Source organism: Rhodobacter capsulatus SB 1003, assembly GCF_000021865.1.
Classification (GTDB): Bacteria; Pseudomonadota; Alphaproteobacteria; order Rhodobacterales; family Rhodobacteraceae; genus Rhodobacter; species Rhodobacter capsulatus_B.
Genome location: NC_014034.1, coordinates 1,442,173 through 1,461,356, shown reverse-complemented (window position 1 = coordinate 1,461,356; position 19,184 = coordinate 1,442,173). Strand labels below are relative to the sequence as shown.

Here is a 19,184-nt window from a genome sequence, read left to right as displayed (position 1 = left end):
GACGCGAAACCGCCCCGGATCAAGTCCGGCGCGGCCCCGGATCAGCGCCCCGGATCAACGAGAGGCGCGCAGGATCGCCGCGGGCAGCTGGCCAAGCGACATTTCCTGGCCCACGGCGCCGCGCGCCATCGCCTCTTTCGGCATGCCGTAGACGACGCAGCTTTCCTCGTCCTGGCCCAGCGTGGTGGCGCCGGTGTCGCGCATCTCGCGCAAGCCGCGGGCGCCGTCGTCGCCCATGCCGGTCATGATCACGCCCACCGCATTGCGCCCGGCAAACCGCGCGACCGAGCGGAACAGCACATCGACCGAGGGGCGGTGGCGCGACACCAGCGGGCCGTCGCGGACCTCGACATGATATTGCGCGCCGCTGCGGGCCAGAAGCGTGTGCTTGTTGCCCGGTGCGATCAGCGCATGGCCGCGCAAGAGCCGGTCGCCCGGTTTCGCTTCGCTCACCGTGATCGCGCAAAGCCCGTCAAGGCGCTTGGCGAAAGCCCCGGTGAAGAGTTCCGGCATGTGCTGCACGATCACGATCGGCGGGCAGTCGGACGGCATCGCCTGCAGCAATTCGCGCAAAGCCTCGGTGCCGCCGGTCGAGGCACCGATCGCCACGATCTTTTCGGTCGTGCGCAGCATCGCGCCGCTTTCGCGCGGCGGCGCCAGCATCGCATCGGCGCTGAGCTTGGGCTGCACCGGCCGTTCGCGCATCGGCTGCACCTTGGCCGAAGCCGCCTGCACCAGAACGTCGCGAATCCGCTGCGCGCTTTCGGAAATATACTGCTTCACCCCGATCTCGGGCTTGGCGATCACGTCGACCGCCCCCGCCGACATCGCGGCCAGATAGGTCTCGGACCGGTCGGAGACGAGCGAGGAGCAGATCACCACCGGCAGCGGATGCTGCGCCATCAGCTTGCGCAGGAAGGTCAGCCCGTCCATCCGCGGCATCTCGACATCCAGGATGATGACATCGGGCACCATGGATTTCAGCCGTTCGGCCGCGGCAAAGGGATCGGAGGCGGTCGCCATCACCTCGAGCCGCGGATCGGAGCCGATGATGTCGGTCAGGGCTTGCCGCACCACCGCGCTGTCATCGACGATGAAGACCCGGACCGGGCGGTCGCCCGGCGGGCGGCGGGTGGAATGCGGATCGGGCATCACGGTCATCACCTAGTCCTTTCGGAAAACCGCCGTGCCCGCGGGGGTCAACCCCTCGGGCAGGCTGCGCAGATTGTCGGAATGGCCCAGCAGCAGGTAACCGCCCGGCCGCAAGCATTGCATGACGTTGCGGATCGCCCGGATCCGGTCCTCGGCGGTGAAATAGATCAGCACGTTGCGCAGGAAGACCACATCGGCAAGCGGCACCTGCCCCTCGAGTTTGCCGAGCAGGTTGGCGGAGCTGAAATGCGCGCGGTTGCGCAGCGCCGGAGCGATCCGGTAGACGCGCTGCTTCGGCGAGATCCGCGCCCCGGGTTTCGAGCGCAGAAGATAGTCCGAGCGCAGGTCGAACGACAGCCCCGAGAGTTCCGACGAGGAATAGATGCCCAGCCGCGCCTTGCGCAGGATGGCGGCGGAAATGTCGGTGCCGACCAGCCCCCAGCGCAGCCCGCCCTGCACCTTGTGGCTGTAGCGGTCCAGCACGATCCCCGCCGACCAGAGTTCAAGCCCCGAAGAACAGGCCGCGCTCCAGACCACAAGCGGATGCGCGCGTCCGGCACCGGCCTCGATCAGCTTCGGCAGGCCGACCGTGTCGAGCCAGTCGAAATGCGCCTTTTCGCGGAAGAAACTGGTGGTGTGGGTCGCCAGGCTTTCCACCAGCCGCTGGATTTCGGCGGGCCCCTCGGGGCTTTGCAGATGCAGAAGATACTGATCGTAATCGTCCAGCCCGAGCGCCGTCACCCGCCGGTCCAGCCGATAGGAGATGAACTGCGTGTTCGACGGATCGATCCGGATCCCGGCTTCCGCCTTCAGGATCGTCACGAGTTCCCGCGCCGCCGCGGTGCTCATCGGCACCGCGGGTTGTGTCAGCATGTCGGCATAGGCCACAGAGGGTCCGCGCAAGGCCGTCTCCCTCAATCGAAGTCGAACGGCCCGGGCAAGGCCGCCGAGTCCGACTGGCCAAGCGCCGCGCGCAGGTCGATCATGTAGACAAGCTCCCCCTCGACCCGGGTCAGCCCGAACATCGCCCCGGCGTTCCAGCCCCCCGGCACCGAGGGCACCGGATCGACCTCGGCCTCGTCGACCTCGACCACGGTGCGCACCCGGTCGACGACGATGGCGATCGCCGCCTCGCGGTCGGTCTGCAGGTCGAGGACGATGATCCGGCCGTTGCGGTCATCGACCTGCCGCGACAGGCCGAGCGACAGCGCGATGTCCATCACCGCGATGCCTTCGCCGCGCAGGTCGATCATGCCCAGCAGCGCCGCCGTGGCATTGGGCAGCGGGGCAATCACCTGATGGTCGAGGATCTCGCGGACATCCGCCACATCGGCCGCCAGGATCTGGTTGCCGATGTCGAAGGTCACGTAAGCCCGCCGCGGTTCGACCACTTCGGCTTCGACCGGGTGGCCAAACTGCGACGATTCCTTGAGAAGCGGGGCGGCAGTCATCCGGAGGTCCCTTTCGTTTCTGAAAAATTCCCGGCGGTCCGGCCGCCCGGAGGAAGCCTGCCCGGCCCTTGCGGGGGCCGGACAGCGCATCGGGCAAAGCCCCGGTGTCAGATCTTCTCGAAGTCGGAATCGTCCACGTCGTCTTCCGACAGATCAAGGGCGAAGCCGCCGTTGCGGGTGCCCGCCGCCACGCGCGTCTTGCGACGGCTGGCCGGGGCCGCGGCCGGGGCCTCCTGCCGCGCGGTGCGCGCCCAGGCGGCATCCTTGGCGCGTTCGGCGCGGTCGGACCGGCCGGGCTCGCCCTGCACCTTGAAGAAGCCGATCACGTCATGCAGCTGCTCGGACTGGCTCGCCAGCTCCTCGGAGACCGAAGCGGCTTCGGTCGAGGCCGAGGCGTTGCGCTGGATCACCGTGTCGAGCTGACGGATCGCCAGGTTGATCTGGTCGGCGCCGGTGTTCTGCTCGCGCATCGCGGCCGAGATCTCCTGCACCAGATCGGCGGTGCGCTGGATCGCCGGGACCAGCTCGCCCAGCATGTCGCCGGCATTGCGGCTGACCTCGACCGAGCGGCTCGACAATTCGTTGATCTCGCGCGCCGCCTGCTGGCTGCGTTCGGCCAGCTTGCGCACCTCCGAGGCCACCACCGCGAAGCCGCGGCCATGCTGACCCGCCCGCGCCGCTTCCACCGCCGCGTTCAGCGCCAGAAGATCGGTCTGACGGGCGATTTCCTGGATGATGGTGATCTTGTCGGCGATCGTCTTCATCGCGCCGACCGCCTCGTCCACCGCCTTGCCGGTGTCGATCGCGCGGCTCGAAGCCTGGGTGGCGATCTTTTCGGTCTGCGCGGCATTGTCGGCCGATTGACGAATGTTCGCCGTCATCTCTTCCATCGCCGAGCTGGCCTGTTCCGCCGCCGCCGCCTGTTCGGTCGAGCCCGAGGACAGATCCTCGGCGGTCGCGCTCATCGCATGGGCCCCGGCCGAGACGCTTTGCGACGACACATGCATGTCGATCACGATTTCCTGCAGCTTGCCGATCATCGCTTCGAGCGCGATGCCAAGCGTGTCGGCCTCCGAGCGACGCTTGATCGACACCGTCAGATCCCCGCGCGAGATCGATTCGGCCACATTGGCCATGCCGTCGAGCGCCACGGTCATCTCGCCCAGCGCCTGCATCAGCTCGCCGATCTCGTCCTTCGAGGTGACGCGGGTATCGACCTTCAGATCCCCTTCGGCGACCTTGCGGGCGACGCTGACAGCACGGTTCATGCCCCGGGTGATGCCGATCAGGATCAGCGTCGCGGCAATCAGCGAGCCCAGAACCGCAATGCCCGAAATCGTCAGGATCAGGGTCTTGCTATTGTTGTAGCTGGCGTTCAGCTGCTCTTGCGACGCCATCATCGCGGCACTGGCAACCTGCGAGACCTTGTCGAGCTGCGCATAGAGCTGCGCAAGCTGGTCCTTCATCCTGCCCTGCATGATGACGGCGGCCTTGCCTTCGGAATTGGCGAGGGTCAGCTTCTCGAGATCATCATTGATCGAGAGGTAATCCGCGACGACGGCCTTGATCGCATCCACCTCGGCCGGGAAACGCGCGCCCAGCATCGTGTCCAGCTCGTCCATGTCGGCCGACAGTTCGGCGCGCAGCTTCTCGACCTGGCCCAGCTTCGCGGCCGTGCCCTCGTCGCTGCTGTCCATGATCGCAAGCGCATTCATCGTCGCGACTTCCATGATCGCGCGCTCGACTTCCATGACCTGCATTTTCGCCACATCGGCGGGAACCGGCAGCACCGGCGCCCGGGCCACGACCTCCTGCAAGGTGTCGATCGCCCCATCCATTTTCGTCAGATCATCGTAGGACGGCCCCATGAAAAGCGCCTTGGCCTTCGACACCGTCGCCTGACGCGAGAGGTCCAGCAGTTCGTTGCGGGTCTCGGCCACCAGTTTCACCTGCGCATCAAGCGCAGTCAGCTCCTGCCCGAGGGTCCCTTCGTCAAGCGCGCGCATCTCCTCGACGATCTTCGTCCGCTCGGCCCGATCCGCGGCGATGCCGTCTTCCAGCGCCTGCATGGCGGCATCGGTATCCGTGGAGATATGCTGCAGCGTCTTGATGTCGGAATTCGCGTAGCTGTCCTTCAGCATCACCGAAAGCGTCTGGATGCGCGCCTGCACATTGGCCATCCGGTTCGCATCGGCGTTCGAGGATTTCAGAGAGGACAGCCCTATCCAGGAAATGGCTGTCAGCATGATGAGGACCAACCCGAAGGTGGCCATCAGCTTGATCTTGATCGTCAGCTTCATGGTCGTCTCACTTTGTTCGGTTCAAGCCGCCTGTTCGGGACGGAAGAGGTTTTCGGGATCGAGAAGGAGAATGAGGTCGTCGCCGCGCCGAAGCGCGCCGGTGACATAGTTGGAAGGCCAGGGAGAGCCGTTTTCCGGCAGCGATTCGATCGCGGAGGGATCGATGTCGACGACTTCCTGGACCTCGTCGGCCAGCATGGCGAGGCGGAAGGACTCGGCGCCAAGGGTGATGTCGAGCACCACCACCCGGCCTTCGTTGGTGGCATGCACCGGCATCCGCAGCCGTTGCCGGACATCGACCAGCGGCACCACGGCGCCGCGCACGTTGATCAGCCAGGGCGCGAAGGCCGAGGCGCGGGGCACCCGGGTGCGCGGGATCGGGTCGATGACCTCGTGCACATGGGTGACCGGGATCGCCAGCGCCTCGCCGCAGACGCGGATGATCAGGGCGATGGAGTTGGTCTCGTCCTCGGCAAGGACGGTCGCGGCGGAAGAATGTGTCATCCGGGGTCTCCTCAGGCCGCAAGGCCGATGTTGATGCCGCCCAGACGCCGCAGCAGCATCGCCACATCCAGGATCAGCGCCACCGTGCCATCGGCGAGGATCGTCGCCCCGGCGAAATCATCAAGATCGGCGTGATAGGCGCTCATCGGCTTGATCACCGTCTGGTGCTGGCCAAGGATGTCATCGACCACGAGCCCCATCCGTTCGCCCTCGGCGCGCACGATCACCACGCGGCGGCGGCCGTCGTTTTCGACCGTGCCTTCCAGCGCATCGGCCAGATCGACGAAGGGCACCAGATGCTCGCGGATCCGCAGCATGCGCCGGCCGCTGTTGCGCGTCAGTTCGGTGACGTCGAATTCGACGCATTCCTCGACCGCGATCAGCGGCAGCACGAAGACATCGGGGCCCAGCCGCACCAGCAGCCCGTCGATGATCGCCAGGCTGAGCGGCAGGCGCAGCGTCAGCCGCGTGCCCTCGCCCTTGCGCGAGGTCACCTCGACGGTGCCGCGCAGCCCGGTGATGGCCGACAGGACGGCATCCATGCCGACGCCGCGGCCAGAGACCGACGAGACCTTGTCGGCGGTGGAAAAGCCGGGCGCGAAGATCATCTGCGCCAGCGCCGAGTCGCTCGGGCGGGCATCGGCGGCCAGCAGACCGCGTTCGATCGCCTTCAGCCGGATCTTTTCGTGATCCAGTCCGCGGCCGTCGTCCTCGATCACGATGACGATCTCGCCCGCATCCTGCGACGCGGCCAGCCGCACCCGGCCCTGCGCCGGTTTGCCCGCTGCCAGACGATCGGCCGCCGATTCGATGCCGTGATCGGCCGAGTTGCGGATCATGTGCACCAAAGGCTCGCTGAGCCGGTCGAGCACGTTCTTGTCGATCTCGGTCTCGCCGCCGTCGGTGACCAGCACCACATCCTTGCCCAGTTCGGTCGACAGATCGCGGACCACGCGGCGGAACTTGCCGAAAACTGTCTCGATCGGCAGCATCCGCACCGAGAGCGTGGTGTCACGCAGGCCGGTGACCAGCCGATGCACCTCTTCGACCAGACCTTCGAGCGTCGAATCGCCCAGCCGCGCCGCGGTCTGGTTCAGCCGGGCCTGGGCGATCACCAGCTCGCCGAGCTGGTCGAGGATCGAATCGAGCTTGGCCGAGGGCACGCGCACGGTGTCCTGCCCCGCCATCGTCTGGGCGCGCGGTGCGGAACGGGCCGGGGCCGGGGCCGCTGCCGGAGCCGACGTCGGGGCGGCAGGCGTCGGGGCCGCGGCGGCGGGGGTCTCGGCCGCGGGCTGCGCCACCGGCGCGGCCGGGGCGGCGGTCTCTTCCTGATCCAGGGCGACGATGCGCGGATCGGCATCATCGGCAAAGACGAAGACCGACTCGATCGCCGCACGCGGCTGCGCCGTCGTCAGCTCGACCACCCAGCCCAGATGCGATTGCGTCGGATCCAGATTTTCCAGCGCCGGCAGGTCGGAGACATCGCAGCGGACCCGGCAGGCGCCAAGGTCACGCAGTTCCCCCAGCAAAAGATCCGGGCGCATGCCGCAGCGCAAAGCGCCTTTCGAGGGGCGGAACGACACTTCCCAGCGGGCAAGGCGCACCACCGCGGGCGGGGCCCCGGCCACGGCGCCTTCCAGCGCGGCCAGAATCCGCCGCGCCTGATCCGAGCCGACCAGCTCTGCCGTCGCGGCCTCGTCGCCCCCGGCATCGAGCAGGGCGATCACATGATCGCGGCCTTCCAGCGCCGCATCGAGCAGCGGCTTGGAAATGCCGATCTTGCCCTCGCGCACGCGGTCGAAAGCGTCTTCGAAATGGTGCACGAAGGCGGACAGGGCCGGAAAGCCGAACATCGACCCCCCGCCCTTGAGCGTGTGCAGGGCCCGAAAGACCGAGTCGATCGCCTCGGGCGAGGCCTCGGTCTCGAGATCGAGCAGCATCTGCTCGAGCTGCGTCAGCAGATCCCGGGCTTCGTGAATGTAACTCTGGGCGGCGGGGTTCATCGGATGTCCCTTCTGTCCGTCAACCGGCCAGCTTGCGCGCGACGGCAACCAGCATGGCGGCATCGAAAGGCTTGTTCAGCCAGCCTGTGGCGCCAAGCGCCTTGCCCTCGGCCTTCGCCTCGGGCTTCGTCTCGGTCGTCAGCATCAGGATCGGCACGCCCGACCCCTTCGGCTCCTGCCGGGCCTTGCGAATGAACTCGAAACCGTTCATCACCGGCATGTTGAGGTCGACCACGACCAGCGACACCGGCTCGCTTTTCAGCTTGGCCAGCCCCTCCAGTCCGTTTTCGGCCTCCACCACGCGGTAGCCCACCCCGGAGAGGGTGAAGGAGACCATGTCGCGGATCGCCTTGCTGTCATCGATCGTCAGTACCGTTTTCGCCATCCTCAGCCTTCCCATCCAAGTTGTTCGAGCGCATCGCGGCTGGCGTCATCGACCCGTGCAGACCGCCCCGCGGCATCGGCGGCGGCCACGGCGGCCAGCGCCAGTTGCATCGCCACCACGCCGAGGCGTTCCTCGCCCTCAAATCGCACCAGAACCGCCCCCTCCCCCTCGGCAAGAAGGCCAAGAAGGCGCTGGCGGCACGCTTCGGCGTCGGCCATGGTCAGATCGGCCGGGATCGCAAGGGTCAGCACTGTGTCGTCTGTCACGTCAGCCTCTTTCCGCGTCATCATGTCTCAAGCGCCACTGATACGCCCGATCCGTTTCCGCCCCGTTAATCGCCACGGGCCGAAATCCCTTGCGGCAAAGGGTGCCGACAATTCTTCGCATCTCGTCGCGCGCCTAGAGATTTTCTTAATCCCCCTCGCCCAGAGTGCCCTGCAGACGCGGCACATCGCCGCCACCCCGGGGTCAGGCAGGATCAGGCAGGAATGGACAGGCTATCTTCCGTGCAGTCCGTGCGTCGCGACATGATCGCGTCGCTTGACGCGCTGTCTTCGGTTCTGGTCGACGTGCGCGGGCATCTGCTGACGGTGAACGATCGCACCGGCGCGCTGATCGCCGCGCAGCAGGAGCCGGTCGCAGGCGTCACCCATATTCCGGAACTGGCGGGCGATCTGGCCAAGGCGATGCGGCACTGGTCGGCCAGCATGACCAATGGCACCAGCCGCACGCTGCTGCGCGACACCCGCAAGCTGCTGAACGGGCTGACGCGGATTCGTATCTTCTTTCAGTTCCTTGCCACGATCACCTCGATCCAGATCTCGCGCAGCCGCTCGGGTCAGCTCAGCGCCTTCGTCGGCGCCCTGCGGGGGGTCTCGGCGCAGATCGAAACCGAACTGGCCCAGGCGCAAGGCGGTCTGGACGCCTTTGACCAGTCCTTCGAGGCCATCCTTGCCGTCGCGCGCGAGGGCGCCGATCACCTCGACCCGGCCGCCCGCCGCCTGACCGAGATCCTGGCGCCGATCGTCGCCGGACAGGCACAGATGACCGGGCGGCGGCACCGGGTCACGGCGCAGGCGCAAGAGCTGTCGGGCCGGATCGAACAGGTGATCGGCCGTCTGGTCGGCACGTTCCAGTTTTCGGATTCGGCGGCGCAGCGGCTGGAACATGTCGAGACCATCCTCGCCCGCGCCGCCGCGCGCGGCCCCGGGGCCGAGCGCGCGGCCTTTGAACGGCTGGCCGCGGCGCAGCTGCAGGCGCTGGAACGCGACACCGCCGACGTGCTCTCGCTGCTCGACGACAGTTTCCAGACCATCGAAGGGCTGGGCGACAGCTTCGTCGCCGAGCTTGCCGCGCAACGCGCCGAGATGGAACCGCTTCTGGCCGCGCAGGACCGCGCCTTTGGCCAGCTGAACGAGGCCCTGGGCACGGTGATGCCGATGCTGCAGGGGATCATCGCCCGTTCGGCCGGGTTCGAGGGGCAGATCGACCTGCTGCATCAGCGGCTCGACAATCTGGCGGGCATCGGCCAGACGATCGGGCTGGCCGGAGTGAACTCGCATCTCGAAGCGGCCCGGGCCGAGGTCGGGCAGAAGGAGCTGACCTATATCGCGATGTCGGTGAAGGAGACGGCGCAACAGGCGCTCAAGACCTTTGCCGATACCGGGCGCACGCTGGATCAGCTGCGCAAAAGCTTCGACACCGGGGAATTTTCGGCGCTGCAGGACGGGATGAACCGGCTTGAGGGCGATCTGGGGCAGATCGCGACGGGGCTGGAGCAGGCGCGGACGCGTCAGGGGCTGCTGTCGCGGCTGGAAGACGAGACGCGGACGGAAACCGCGGCGCTGGCGCGGCTGGCGGTTTCGGGCCGGCAGATGACCTCGGCCCTGGTGCAGACGATCCTGCGCATCGAGGCCTTGGGCGCGCTGCTGCAAGAGGGGCTTGGGGCGACGCCGGATCTGTCCTGTCTGGACGAGATTTCGCCGATCTACACGATGGACCGCGAACGCGAAATCCATGCCGAGGTGATGGGGCTGCCGCTCGAGGCGGCGGGTTTCGGCGCGGCCGAACTTGCCGCTGCCGCGCCGCAGGACACGTTGGATTCGATCCTGTTCTGACGGCTTGCCGCGATCCCGGGCGGGGTCCGCGGGCGGGCTGGAAATGGCCTGACACCTTTCCCAAGGCGGCGATGCGCTCGATGTGCCGAAGGCCAGCGGCGCGGCGATTTCCGCGCGATGCCCTGCGCGGTCACGGCCTCAGGGCGCGGCTTTCGGCTGCAGCGCCTCGGGCAGCGGGATGAATTCGGCGCCGTCACCGGGCGGCAGGCGGAACCGGCCATGCTCGAAGTCGCCCTTGACCCAGGCCTCTTTCGCGGCCTCGATCTTCTCGCGCGAGGAGGCGACGAAATTCCACGACACATAGCGCGGCCCGTTCAGCGTCGCGCCGCCCAGGGCCATCAGCCGCGCGCCCTGCGGCCCGGCGCTCAGGCTGATCCGGTCGCCGGGGCGAAACACCATCATCCGCCCGGCCTCGAAGCTGTCCCCCGCCACGGTGACCGATCCCTCGACCACATAAACGCCGCGGTCTTCGTGCTCGTCGGGCAGGGGCAACTGCGCGCCCGGGGCCAGAACGACATCGGCATAGAAGGTCTCGGAGAAGGTCTTCACCGGCGCCCGCGCCCCCCAGGCCTGGCCCAGGATCAGCCGCACCTCTTTGCCCTCGTCTTCCAGAAAGGGCAGCGCCGCCTTGCCGTGATGCTCGAAACTGGCGGCGCGGTCCTCCTCGGCTTCGGGGAGCGCCACCCAGGTCTGGATGCCGAAAAGCGATCCGGGACGGGCCCGCATCTCACGGCTCGTGCGTTCGGAATGGGTGACGCCACTCCCCGCGATCATCCAGTTCACCGCGCCCGGATGCACGATCTGATGCGCGCCGGTGCTGTCGCGGTGCTCGAACGCGCCCTTGTAAAGATAGGTGACGGTGGCCAGGCCGATATGCGGATGGGGACGAATGTCGATACCGCCGCCGGTGAGGAATTCCGCCGGGCCGACCTGATCGAAGAAGATGAACGGACCGACCATCTGCCGCTTGGGGGCGGGCAGCGCGCGCTTGACCTCGAAGCCGCCGATGTCGCGGGCGCGCGGGATGATCAGGGTCTCGACGGGGCCAAGGCCGGGGGCGTCATGTGCTTGCGTGGGGTTCCAGCTCATCCGTGCCTCCTGTTGCGGGATGAGGGAGATATAGGGCGGGTTTCGCCCCTGTCTGCGCCGCGCCGCGCGCGGGTCATGTGCGGGGGCGCACCAAAGCCGCGGCGACCCGGCGGGGGCGGGCGCGGCGGGCGGGGGCGATCAGCTCCTCCAGCCGCAGCCCGGTCTGCGCCTCGGCGCGCAGAACCACCATCGCGGCGGCCTTCGCATCCTCGCCCGCGTCGTGATGCGTGAACTCAAGCCCCAGCGCCTGTTTGAGATGGGCAAGCCCGTGCCCGCCATTGCCGGAAAACTCGGGCCAGGCACGGCGGGCGATCTGCACGCTGTCGGCCCAGTGCCAGCCCGGTTCGGGCAGATCATGGGCGTGACAGGCCCGATGGATCGCGCCGCGGTCGAAGGGGCTGTGCTGAATGACGATCTGCGGCGCCAGCAACGGCGCGATCCGGGCCAGCACCTCGGGGAAGCTCGGCGCCCCGCGCACCTTGGCCGGGCCGATGCCATGCAGCGCCACATTGAAGGGCGCAAAGGGCTGGCGCGGGTCGATCAGCGTGCTGAACACCTCGATGGCGCCGTCATGCCGGACGCAGGCCAGCCCGATCTGGCACAGGCTCGCAGCATCGGCATTGGCGGTTTCGACATCAAGCGCGATGAAGCGGAACGGGCCTGCGGGAAGGGACACGCGTTTCTCCTTGATCGATGCGCCGTGCGGAAGGTCTGCCCGACAGCCCCGTGATATCTGCGCATCTGCGCACAGGGAATGCCGGATCTTCGCCCATTCCAATTTCCCGGCGCCGGGCCAGATTGGGCGCATCGAACCAGGGAGCCGCCGATGACCTTCAGACCCGTTCTTGCCACCAGCACCGCACAGCCCGCCATCGAGGGCGCAGGCGTGCATCTGCAACGCGTCTTCGGCTTTGGCGATCCGGCGCTGACCGACCCCTTCCTGATGATGGACGATTTCCGCAACGACGATCCGCGGTTTTATGCCAAGGGCTTTCCCTGGCATCCGCACCGCGGCATCGAGACGATCACCTATGTGCTTGAGGGCCAGGTGGAACACGCGGATTCGCTGGGCAACCGGGGGCTCCTTGGCGCGGGCGGCGTGCAATGGATGACGGCGGGCTCGGGCATCGTGCATCAGGAAATGCCCTTCGGCAATGCCGAGGGAAAGATGCACGGCTTTCAGCTTTGGGCGAACCTGCCCGCCGCGCTGAAGATGACCGCGCCGCGCTATCAGGACGTGGCGGCGGGCGACATTCCGATCGAGGGCGACGACGACGGCACCACCGTCAAGGTGATCATCGGGTCTTTCTGGGGCAAGACCGGCCCGGTCGACGGGATCGCGGCCAATCCGATGCTGCTCGATGTGTCCATTCCGCCGGGGCGGCGCAAGGTGCTGCCCATCGACACCCGCGCCAATGCGCTGGCCTATGTCTTTGCCGGATCGGGGACGTTTCGCGATGCAGCCGATCCGGTGGGCATCCAGGTCGAGAAGGAATTTCGCGGCCAGGAGCTGACCCTGCGCAACCGCACCGGCAACCGCACCCTTGTCCGGTTCGGCGCGGGGGACGAGATCACCGTTCAGGCGGGCGACGCGGGGATCCGGTTCCTGCTGATGACCGGCCGCCCGATTCAGGAACCCGTCGCCTGGCACGGGCCGATCGTGATGAACACGCAGGAGGAACTGCGTCAGGCCCTGCGCGAGCTGAACAACGGCACCTTCATCAAGCACGGCTGAGGGGGCCTGCGGCCTGCCGCGGTGCTGCCGCCCATCTCCCGGGGGCTGCCGCATCGCGGCCCTCGTCGCCGATCACCTGCGCGACATCCTCCATATGCACGCGTGCCCCCCGGCCCGCGCGGACAACTCGCGCTGACGAACCCCCTTGCGCGCGGGGCCGCCCGGAACCGGGCTGCGATTTCCCCGGTCTCGGGAAACATGCGATCTGTCCTGACAGATCATCTGGCGGAACTGATTGGTTTATGCAGATCAAAACCCGCCTCTGCACAGGCGTTGATCCCTCAAAACAGATCAATCGCCGCCGTTGGCACATCAAAAAGGATCACATCACGTGTCGTCGCCCTTTGATCCGTGGCCATGTCGGCAAACAGCTGCGTGTCTGCGCGATGATCGATGCGCCGACCGGTTCATCCCCGCATTGGCGGGGAACAGTCTTCCTGCAGATCCTTGATCCAGCAAGATTTTCGCAATGTCAAAGAGCGCATCGAATTCTCTCCAGCTTTCCGCTTCGGATCGGCCTCACCTGTCCGGCTTGAAACTCACCAGCTTCAGCCCGTCGAAATCCACCGGCCTCCGGCGATTTCGACCTGCGGTCCGGAAGTCGTAGCCCTGATCATCACGCTTTCGATGGTGTGATAATCGCGCAGCGCCGCCCCCGCGTCAAAGATCGCCACCGAAGCATCCAGCGTATCAAGGGCAGTAAAATCGCCGTCGCGACGGATGCCAAGCGCCGCGCCCGGACGCCCGAGGAGGGCGGACCGGCCGGGCCAGATCAGCGAGCCGCCCCGTTCGTGCCCCGCCAGTTCGCCCATCGCGGCAAGGCTGGCCGAGAGGCCGAAGATGAGAAAGGGCTGCATCACGCCCCCCGCACCGCATCGGTGACAAAGCGGACAATCTCGCCCAAGCTGGGGCGCATCCACGGCAGATCCCCGGCCCGGCCGGGCTGACCGCAGGGGACATTCGCCCAGATCAGATCTCACAGGCTGCCCCGCCCCTCGCGCGGGTCGATCAGCGTCACCAGAGGCCCGCCGCCGCGCATCGAGGTGCGGTTGCCGCGCCCCCCGAAGGCGCAAAGGCCAGAAACGTATAAAGCGCCATTGCCGCCGTGGGCAGATCGAGCACCGGCTAGCTGTGAGTTCTCATCAGGTTGTTCACCCTTTTGACGGGTGACAGGCCGTTAAGTGCGGAGTGTGGTCTTGATGTGTTGAACCAGTCAAGCCATCGCGGCAGGTCGGTATTTCGCGCTTGGGCAGACGGGTGTACGAGGCCGTAGGCCCATTCTCTGAGGAGGGTCTGGATGAACCTCTCGGCCCTGCCGTTGGTCTTTGGTGTATGGGGGCGGGTGAAGATGTGACCCGCGCCGGGTTTGCCGGAGGCGGATTTGGGTTGGTGACGCGGCCATGGCTTCAGTTTCCAAAGCCGCATGGAAGTCTGCTTCCGCTTCGGCGGGCGGAATGGTCCCGATCGGCTTGAGCAGGCGGCGATTGTTGAACCCGTCGACCCATTCCAGCGTTGCGTATTCCACCGCCTCGAAGCGGCGCCATGGACCGCGACGATCGATGACCTCGGCTTTGAAAAGCCCGTTGATCGTCTCGGCCAGCGCCTTGTCATGGCTGTCGCCGACGGGGAAAGGGGACCGTGGCCCCGGTGGGGCCGCGTAAGCCCCTGAAGCGACCGAAGGTTCGATACCCGCTTCGGCCAGCCGCGCGGGTCGTCTTTGATCGACAGATATTGGTTGCCGCGGTCGCTGTGGTGCCAGCGCGATCCATGCTGCCCGTTCGGCGATCCGCTTGAACCGACGGCGCGGTCCGCCGAACTGTCGAGGACCAGACGCACGGCGCGTTCGCGCACTTCCGGGAAAAACTTGTTCGTTGTCTTGCTCATGATGCTCCATCCTACTCAGGAGTTGGAGCCTCCGGCAAACCCGGCACGGGTCAGAACATCACGTCGCGCGCCTGTTGGGCATTGCCCGAGGTGGTGACGATATAGGAGGTCAGCGCGTTGAAAAGCTGCGAGGCGGCGACCCCCGCGAGGATCGTGTGGTTCGGCCCGCTGGTCGCGCCGTTCGACAAAAGCGCCACCAGCGCGAAGGCGGCGAAGGCGCCCGCGAAAGCCCCCATGGACAGCGACAGCCCGCCCGCGCCGATGCCCAGCACGATGACCGCCACCGCGCCGGTCGAGGCCCCCGCCGAGACGCCCAGCACGAAGGGTTCGGCCAGCGGGTTGCGCAGCAGCGCCTGCAGGATCGCGCCGCAGATGGCCAGCCCCGCGCCCGCCAGCGCCGCGACCAGCGCGCGGCTCAGCCGCAGGTCCCAGACCACGCTCTGCTCGATGCGCGGGATCTCGGCGGTCGTGAGGCCCAGCCCGTTGCCCACCGCCAGCACGACCGTGCCAAGCGCGATGGCATAATCGCCGACGGTCATCGCCACCGCGACGGCAAGACACAGAACCAGAAGGGACACCGTCAGAAGCAAGAGGAATTTCCCCGCCCCGCTTCCGGTCTCGTCACGAATGCTCACGGCAGGTCGAAGGAACGGAGCTGGTCTGCCAGTTGCTCGGCGCCGTAAAGCGTGCGGATCGAGGGGTTCATCGCCGCCCCGCTCATCACCGCGATGCGCCCCGCCTTGACCGCCTCCATCTGGCTGACCGCCGGATCGGAGGTCAGCCAGGCGATCTTGGTGTCGGCCCGGTCAAGGTCCCAGCGGTTGCGGTCCACCTGCGCGGCGACGAAGACGGTGGGATTGGCGGCCATGATGCCTTCCCAGCCCAGGGTCGGCCATTCCGCCTCGGTCCTGATCGCGTTGGAGCCGCCAAGCAGATCGGCGATGTAGCCCGAAGGCCCATGGCCGCCGCCCAGATAGGCATCGTCGGCAGGCGAGGGGCTGGAGAACCAGAACAGGAAGGTCAGATCCTCGCGCGGCGCGAATTCGGCGCGCAGGGCGGCCTCGCGGGCCTTGAAATCGGCGATCACCGCCGCGCCGCGCTCGGCCACGTCGAAGATGCGCGCCATGTCCTCGATCTCCTTGTAGAGGAGGTCCATGGACCACAGATCCTTGCGGACACCATAGGCAGAGCTCGCCGCGCTGCCGTTCGCGCTCTGCGTGTCGGCCTCGGTGGTGCAGGCACTGGGCGAGAGGTAGGTCGGGATGCCGAGCGCTTCCAGATCTTCACGCTTGGTGACCTTGCTGTCGGGCCCCATCAGCGTCACCAGCATGGCAGGCACGAAATCGGGCTGCTGCGCCAGCACCGCTTCAAGCGTCGGGAATTCGACCGTCAGCACCTCCACCTTGTCATGCGCCGCGGCCAGCTCCGGCAGGACGCTGTTCGGCCAGAAGGCGGTGGCGGCCATGCGATCCTCGAGCCCCAGCAGGAGCAGGATCTCGGCGCTGTTCTGCCCCAGCGCCACGGTGCGCTCGGGTGCTTTCGCGAAGGTCACCTTTTGCTCGCAATTCTCGATGGTGAGGGGATAGCTCGTCCGCTCGGCAAGCGCGGCGGAGCAAAGGCAGGAGAGGGCGACGCCACCCAGAATGGCGGTCTTGAGGGGCAACATGGGGGAGGGTCCGGTTTCCGAGTGAAAGAGTCGATTTTCACTATCCCCGCAACCCGCGGAACTCAAGAGTGTTTTACTCAGGAACTGCGGGCGAAACAGGACGCCCCTGCCCCTCGCCCGCTTGTTGCACGCTCCGCGCCGTCACAAGGCGGGCGCGGGCCAGGAGGCGCGCCCGGGTCTCCTCCGTCAGCGCCGGGGCACCGTCAGGCGTCCGCTTGCCAGCAGCACGCCAAGGATCGCCAGCGCGACCCCGGCCAGTTGCGAGAGCTCGGGCGTCCGGCCGAAAAGCGCGGCGATCGCCAGAGCGGAGACCGGCACGAGGTTGAACAGCACCGAGGTCGCCCCCGGTCCGCGGATCTGAATCCCGACCTGCCAGAACAGATAGGCCAGAACCGAGCCCGCCAGCGCCATCCAGAGCGTCGCACCCCAGGCGGCGGGCGAGGCTGCCAGAACGCTTGCCACCGGCGTCTCGAGGGCGAAGGCCGCCCCCAGCAGCGCCAGCGCCCCGGCCAGCATCGTCCAGACCGAAGTCTCGAGCGGGCTTGCCGCGACCACCCAGCGGCGGCAGCCGACGGTGTAAAGCGCCCAGGCAAGACTGCCAAGCAGGATCAGCCCGTCCCCCGGCGCCAGCCGCGCCCCCGAAAACGCGCCCACCGTCAAGGCCACGCCCACAAGGCTGATCGCCATCCCGGCCAACGTCCCCGCCTTCGGCCAACGGCGGGTCAGCGCCGCCTCGATCAGGGTCGTCGTCAGCGGGCTCGTGCCCATGATCAGCGCCGCGGTGACCGGGCTGGAACTGCGCATGCCCAGAAACAGTGCCGCGTTGAACCCCGCCACCCCCACCACGCCAAGCCCCAGAAACACCTTCCAGTTCCGCCGCAGCGCCGGAAGGCCGGAGCCCTCGGCGAGCCAGAGCCAGCCAAGGATGGCCAGCGCCGCGATCAGAAACCGCCCGGCCGCCGCGGTCCAGGGCGGCATCTCCTGCAGCACGACGCGGGTCGCCTCGAAATTCGAGCCCCAGAAGACGGCGGCAAGCGCGCTCAGCGCGAAGGCCGCCGTCTCGGCGCGCGGCCGCGGGGCAGAGAAGACGTCGGACATGGAACCCTCCTGTTTGACACGAAGGATCTGTCCCATGTCCCATTCCTGGAATATATGGCAAAGATCGTGCATCTGATTTCCAAAAATGGAACGCGCATGGAGCCACAGAACTGGGACGACATCCGGCTGTTTCTGGCGCTGGCGCGCGAGGGCACGCTGCAGGGCGCGGCGCGGCGACTGGGTCTTGGCGTTGCCACGATCTCGCGGCGCATCGACCGGATGGAGGCGACGCTCGGCCTGCCGCTGTTCCTGCGCCGCCAGACCGGGCACGAACTGACCGACCAGGGCGCGGCGCTGCTGCCCCGGGCCGAGGCGATGGAACTGGCATTGCAGGAAATGCGGCGCGAGGCCGGGGCGCAGGTCGAGATCCGCGGCCTGGTGCGGCTTGCCAGCATCGAAAGCCTGGTGGCGCCGGTCGTGCTGCCCGCGCTCGGGCCGCTTCTGGCGGCGAATCCCGGGCTCGACGTCGAGGTGCATTGGGGGACGGCGACGGTGAACCTGCACCGCCATGACGCCGATCTGGCCTTGCGGATGGTGCCGCCCGAGCGCGGCAACCTGACGGTGCGGCGGCTGGCGCAGATGGGCTTCGGCCTTTACGGCCCCGCCGAGGGGGCGCCGCCCGCGCGGCATGTGACCTGGCCCGACGCGCCCAGCCTGGCGGTGCCGCTTGCCTGGTCGGCGGCCTTTGGCGCGCGCACGGCGCCGCGGCTGGCGCTGAACACGCTGACGGCGCAGGTTCAGGCGGTGCGGGATGGGCTGGGCGTCGCGGTGCTGCCGCATTTCCTTGCGCGCGAGGCCGGGCTGCGCCTGCTGGCGGCCCGGCTGCCCGACGGCGCGCCGATGGAGCGGCCGATCCTCCTGGCCACCCACGCGGAACTTGCCGCCTCGCGCCGGGTGCGCGCGGTGGCTGCGGCGATCGCGGATCATGTCCTCGCGAAGCGTCACGATCTGGAGGGCGCGTAAGGCGCGCCCGTCGGCGCCGGAGCGCAAGAACAGGTCCTCATCCTCGCCGCAATCGTCTTGTTCCGGAGAGGATCAGGAACGCGTCCCGAGCCTGGCGGAAAGCCCTTCAGGCAATTGATTGGCAATCACAATCACAGATCGACGCAGCGGATGGCTGGCGGAAGCAGTGTCCGCCATATACGGACCTCAAAAATTGGTAATTATTAATATTCAATGTATTATGGAACTTCCGGCGAGCAGATCGTGGAGCATTTTGCGCAGCGTCATTGAACGCGGCAATGATCGCATTGCCAACGCTGCGCCGCCTCTGGCGCAGCTTGACGATCCAGTTCCCGCCGATGCCCGAAGCCGGAATGGTCAGCCCGCCGCCAGCGGCATGGACGGCGGAAAACTTCAGCTGCACCCCGGCCAGCGAGAAGCGCAGCATGGTCCTGCCCCCTGCCCTTCGGCCATGTCTGCGTAACCGCCCGCAGGACTGTCATCGCCTTCGGCAGGCGTCATCGTGATCACCCCGGGCAGATCCTGCCGAAACGCCCGCAAAGCCGGAATTCGCGCCCTGCGTTCACCCCGGCCCGCGCGGACAAATCGCGCTGGCTGACCCCCTTGCGCGCAAGGGCCGCCCGGAACTGGGCGGCGATTTCCTCGGCCTCGGGGATCACGGCGATCTGTCCTGACAGATCATGTGGCAGATCTGATTGGTTCATACAGATCAAAACCTGCATCTGCACAAGCGTTGATCCATTAAGGCAGATCAATCGCCGCCGTTGATACATCAAAGAGGATCACATCAAGTGTAATCCCCGCGTGGGCGGGGAACAGCTCGCCAAGATATCTCGA

The 19,184-nt window shown here is 67.3% G+C and carries 20 protein-coding genes and 3 pseudogenes; 4 read left to right on the top strand and 19 right to left on the bottom strand.

Annotated elements, in window-relative coordinates; genetic code table 11:
* Positions 1-54: 54 nt before the first annotated feature.
* The 8 genes from RCAP_RS06710 to RCAP_RS06675 form a co-directional block, all read right to left on the bottom strand.
* Entirely contained in the window at positions 55-1,161 is a 1,107-nt protein-coding gene (locus RCAP_RS06710; RefSeq protein ID WP_013067083.1) for a protein-glutamate methylesterase/protein-glutamine glutaminase, read from the bottom strand.
* 3 nt (positions 1,162-1,164) lie between these two features.
* The gene (locus RCAP_RS06705; protein ID WP_013067082.1) at positions 1,165-2,055 is read right to left on the bottom strand and encodes a CheR family methyltransferase; all 891 of its coding nucleotides are present in this window, start codon (positions 2,053-2,055) and stop codon (positions 1,165-1,167) included.
* A gap of 11 nt (positions 2,056-2,066) precedes the next feature.
* Positions 2,067-2,603 carry a chemotaxis protein CheW gene (locus tag RCAP_RS06700; protein ID WP_013067081.1) on the bottom strand — a complete coding sequence of 179 codons (537 nt, stop codon included), beginning with the start codon at positions 2,601-2,603 and terminating at the stop codon, positions 2,067-2,069.
* Positions 2,604-2,710: 107 nt separating this feature from the next.
* A complete protein-coding gene (locus RCAP_RS18395; protein WP_013067080.1) occupies positions 2,711-4,903 on the bottom strand; it encodes a HAMP domain-containing methyl-accepting chemotaxis protein in 2,193 nt (730 codons plus the stop codon).
* Between the two features lie 21 nt (positions 4,904-4,924).
* On the bottom strand, positions 4,925-5,407 hold the full coding sequence (locus tag RCAP_RS06690; RefSeq protein ID WP_013067079.1) for a chemotaxis protein CheW: 483 nt from the start codon (positions 5,405-5,407) through the stop codon (positions 4,925-4,927).
* Positions 5,408-5,418: 11 nt separating this feature from the next.
* Positions 5,419-7,410, bottom strand: a complete 1,992-nt coding sequence (locus RCAP_RS06685) for a chemotaxis protein CheA (RefSeq protein ID WP_013067078.1) — start codon at positions 7,408-7,410, stop codon at positions 5,419-5,421.
* A 19-nt stretch (positions 7,411-7,429) separates the two neighbouring features.
* The gene (locus tag RCAP_RS06680) at positions 7,430-7,795 is read right to left on the bottom strand and encodes a response regulator (protein WP_013067077.1); all 366 of its coding nucleotides are present in this window, start codon (positions 7,793-7,795) and stop codon (positions 7,430-7,432) included.
* 2 nt (positions 7,796-7,797) lie between these two features.
* Positions 7,798-8,061 (bottom strand): STAS domain-containing protein, encoded by a 264-nt coding sequence (locus RCAP_RS06675; protein ID WP_131618297.1) that lies wholly within the window; start codon positions 8,059-8,061, stop codon positions 7,798-7,800.
* 240 nt (positions 8,062-8,301) lie between these two features.
* Here RCAP_RS06675 and RCAP_RS06670 point away from each other — a divergent pair, with 240 nt between their 5' ends.
* Entirely contained in the window at positions 8,302-9,912 is a 1,611-nt protein-coding gene (locus tag RCAP_RS06670) for a hypothetical protein (RefSeq protein WP_141516082.1), read from the top strand.
* A 138-nt stretch (positions 9,913-10,050) separates the two neighbouring features.
* Here RCAP_RS06670 and RCAP_RS06665 read toward each other — a convergent pair whose 3' ends face one another.
* Together RCAP_RS06665 and RCAP_RS06660 are read right to left on the bottom strand one after the other, a co-directional pair.
* Positions 10,051-11,001, bottom strand: coding sequence for a pirin family protein (locus RCAP_RS06665; protein WP_013067074.1), 951 nt, complete (start codon positions 10,999-11,001; stop codon positions 10,051-10,053).
* Positions 11,002-11,074: 73 nt separating this feature from the next.
* Positions 11,075-11,677: a 3'-5' exonuclease gene (locus RCAP_RS06660; RefSeq protein WP_013067073.1), complete on the bottom strand. Its 603-nt coding sequence runs from the start codon at positions 11,675-11,677 to the stop codon at positions 11,075-11,077.
* A gap of 150 nt (positions 11,678-11,827) precedes the next feature.
* Here RCAP_RS06660 and RCAP_RS06655 point away from each other — a divergent pair, with 150 nt between their 5' ends.
* Both RCAP_RS06655 and RCAP_RS19270 read left to right on the top strand, forming a co-directional pair.
* Positions 11,828-12,736, top strand: coding sequence for a pirin family protein (locus RCAP_RS06655; RefSeq protein WP_013067072.1), 909 nt, complete (start codon positions 11,828-11,830; stop codon positions 12,734-12,736).
* Positions 12,737-12,978: 242 nt separating this feature from the next.
* Entirely contained in the window at positions 12,979-13,272 is a 294-nt protein-coding gene (locus RCAP_RS19270; protein ID WP_131618295.1) for a hypothetical protein, read from the top strand.
* On the opposite strand, the pseudogene RCAP_RS18880 reads toward RCAP_RS19270, so the two are convergent.
* The 7 genes and pseudogenes from RCAP_RS18880 to RCAP_RS06635 all read right to left on the bottom strand — a co-directional run.
* A pseudogene (locus RCAP_RS18880) lies at positions 13,256-13,339 on the bottom strand (type I-E CRISPR-associated endoribonuclease Cas2e); the annotation flags it as partial. The gene RCAP_RS19270 and the pseudogene RCAP_RS18880 overlap by 17 nt on opposite strands.
* Before the next feature lie 29 nt (positions 13,340-13,368).
* Positions 13,369-13,593 (bottom strand): annotated as a pseudogene (locus RCAP_RS20030) (type I-E CRISPR-associated protein Cas5/CasD); the annotation flags it as partial.
* A 268-nt stretch (positions 13,594-13,861) separates the two neighbouring features.
* Positions 13,862-14,161, bottom strand: a complete 300-nt coding sequence (locus tag RCAP_RS18875; protein ID WP_080514591.1) for an integrase core domain-containing protein — start codon at positions 14,159-14,161, stop codon at positions 13,862-13,864.
* A pseudogene (locus RCAP_RS18870) lies at positions 14,130-14,491 on the bottom strand (hypothetical protein); the annotation flags it as partial. The gene RCAP_RS18875 and the pseudogene RCAP_RS18870, both read right to left, overlap by 32 nt.
* 179 nt (positions 14,492-14,670) lie before the next feature.
* Positions 14,671-15,255: an iron chelate uptake ABC transporter family permease subunit gene (locus RCAP_RS06645; RefSeq protein ID WP_013067070.1), complete on the bottom strand. Its 585-nt coding sequence runs from the start codon at positions 15,253-15,255 to the stop codon at positions 14,671-14,673.
* Positions 15,252-16,286 carry an ABC transporter substrate-binding protein gene (locus RCAP_RS06640; protein WP_013067069.1) on the bottom strand — a complete coding sequence of 345 codons (1,035 nt, stop codon included), beginning with the start codon at positions 16,284-16,286 and terminating at the stop codon, positions 15,252-15,254. The genes RCAP_RS06645 and RCAP_RS06640 overlap by 4 nt, the downstream gene beginning before the upstream one ends.
* Before the next feature lie 186 nt (positions 16,287-16,472).
* Complete coding sequence (locus RCAP_RS06635; protein ID WP_013067068.1) at positions 16,473-17,384, bottom strand: DMT family transporter; 912 nt, start codon at positions 17,382-17,384, stop codon at positions 16,473-16,475.
* Positions 17,385-17,480: 96 nt separating this feature from the next.
* Between RCAP_RS06635 and RCAP_RS06630 the strand changes: the two genes are divergently transcribed.
* Positions 17,481-18,347 carry a LysR family transcriptional regulator gene (locus RCAP_RS06630; protein ID WP_013067067.1) on the top strand — a complete coding sequence of 289 codons (867 nt, stop codon included), beginning with the start codon at positions 17,481-17,483 and terminating at the stop codon, positions 18,345-18,347.
* Between the two features lie 106 nt (positions 18,348-18,453).
* Here the strand turns inward: RCAP_RS06630 and RCAP_RS19555 are convergent, their stop codons facing one another.
* Complete coding sequence (locus tag RCAP_RS19555) at positions 18,454-18,774, bottom strand: hypothetical protein (protein ID WP_115503939.1); 321 nt, start codon at positions 18,772-18,774, stop codon at positions 18,454-18,456.
* Positions 18,775-18,853: 79 nt separating this feature from the next.
* Positions 18,854-19,069, bottom strand: a complete 216-nt coding sequence (locus RCAP_RS06625; RefSeq protein WP_023911249.1) for a hypothetical protein — start codon at positions 19,067-19,069, stop codon at positions 18,854-18,856.
* Positions 19,070-19,184: the final 115 nt, after the last annotated feature.

What these genes read in the sequence shown, in the direction of transcription:
- RCAP_RS06710 (WP_013067083.1), bottom strand. Translation starts at nt 1,161, where the DNA reads ATGACCGTGATGCCCGATCCGCATTCCACCCGCCGCCCGCCGGGCGAC.
- RCAP_RS06700 (WP_013067081.1), bottom strand. Translation starts at nt 2,603, where the DNA reads ATGACTGCCGCCCCGCTTCTCAAGGAATCGTCGCAGTTTGGCCACCCG.
- RCAP_RS18395 (WP_013067080.1), bottom strand. Translation starts at nt 4,903, where the DNA reads ATGAAGCTGACGATCAAGATCAAGCTGATGGCCACCTTCGGGTTGGTC.
- RCAP_RS06690 (WP_013067079.1), bottom strand. Translation starts at nt 5,407, where the DNA reads ATGACACATTCTTCCGCCGCGACCGTCCTTGCCGAGGACGAGACCAAC.
- RCAP_RS06685 (WP_013067078.1), bottom strand. Translation starts at nt 7,410, where the DNA reads ATGAACCCCGCCGCCCAGAGTTACATTCACGAAGCCCGGGATCTGCTG.
- RCAP_RS06680 (WP_013067077.1), bottom strand. Translation starts at nt 7,795, where the DNA reads ATGGCGAAAACGGTACTGACGATCGATGACAGCAAGGCGATCCGCGAC.
- RCAP_RS06665 (WP_013067074.1), bottom strand. Translation starts at nt 11,001, where the DNA reads ATGAGCTGGAACCCCACGCAAGCACATGACGCCCCCGGCCTTGGCCCC.
- RCAP_RS06655 (WP_013067072.1), top strand. Translation starts at nt 11,828, where the DNA reads ATGACCTTCAGACCCGTTCTTGCCACCAGCACCGCACAGCCCGCCATC.
- RCAP_RS19270 (WP_131618295.1), top strand. Translation starts at nt 12,979, where the DNA reads ATGCAGATCAAAACCCGCCTCTGCACAGGCGTTGATCCCTCAAAACAG.
- RCAP_RS18875 (WP_080514591.1), bottom strand. Translation starts at nt 14,161, where the DNA reads ATGCGGCTTTGGAAACTGAAGCCATGGCCGCGTCACCAACCCAAATCC.
- RCAP_RS06640 (WP_013067069.1), bottom strand. Translation starts at nt 16,286, where the DNA reads ATGTTGCCCCTCAAGACCGCCATTCTGGGTGGCGTCGCCCTCTCCTGC.
- RCAP_RS06635 (WP_013067068.1), bottom strand. Translation starts at nt 17,384, where the DNA reads ATGTCCGACGTCTTCTCTGCCCCGCGGCCGCGCGCCGAGACGGCGGCC.
- RCAP_RS06630 (WP_013067067.1), top strand. Translation starts at nt 17,481, where the DNA reads ATGGAGCCACAGAACTGGGACGACATCCGGCTGTTTCTGGCGCTGGCG.
- RCAP_RS19555 (WP_115503939.1), bottom strand. Translation starts at nt 18,774, where the DNA reads ATGCTGCGCTTCTCGCTGGCCGGGGTGCAGCTGAAGTTTTCCGCCGTC.
- RCAP_RS06625 (WP_023911249.1), bottom strand. Translation starts at nt 19,069, where the DNA reads ATGCAGGTTTTGATCTGTATGAACCAATCAGATCTGCCACATGATCTG.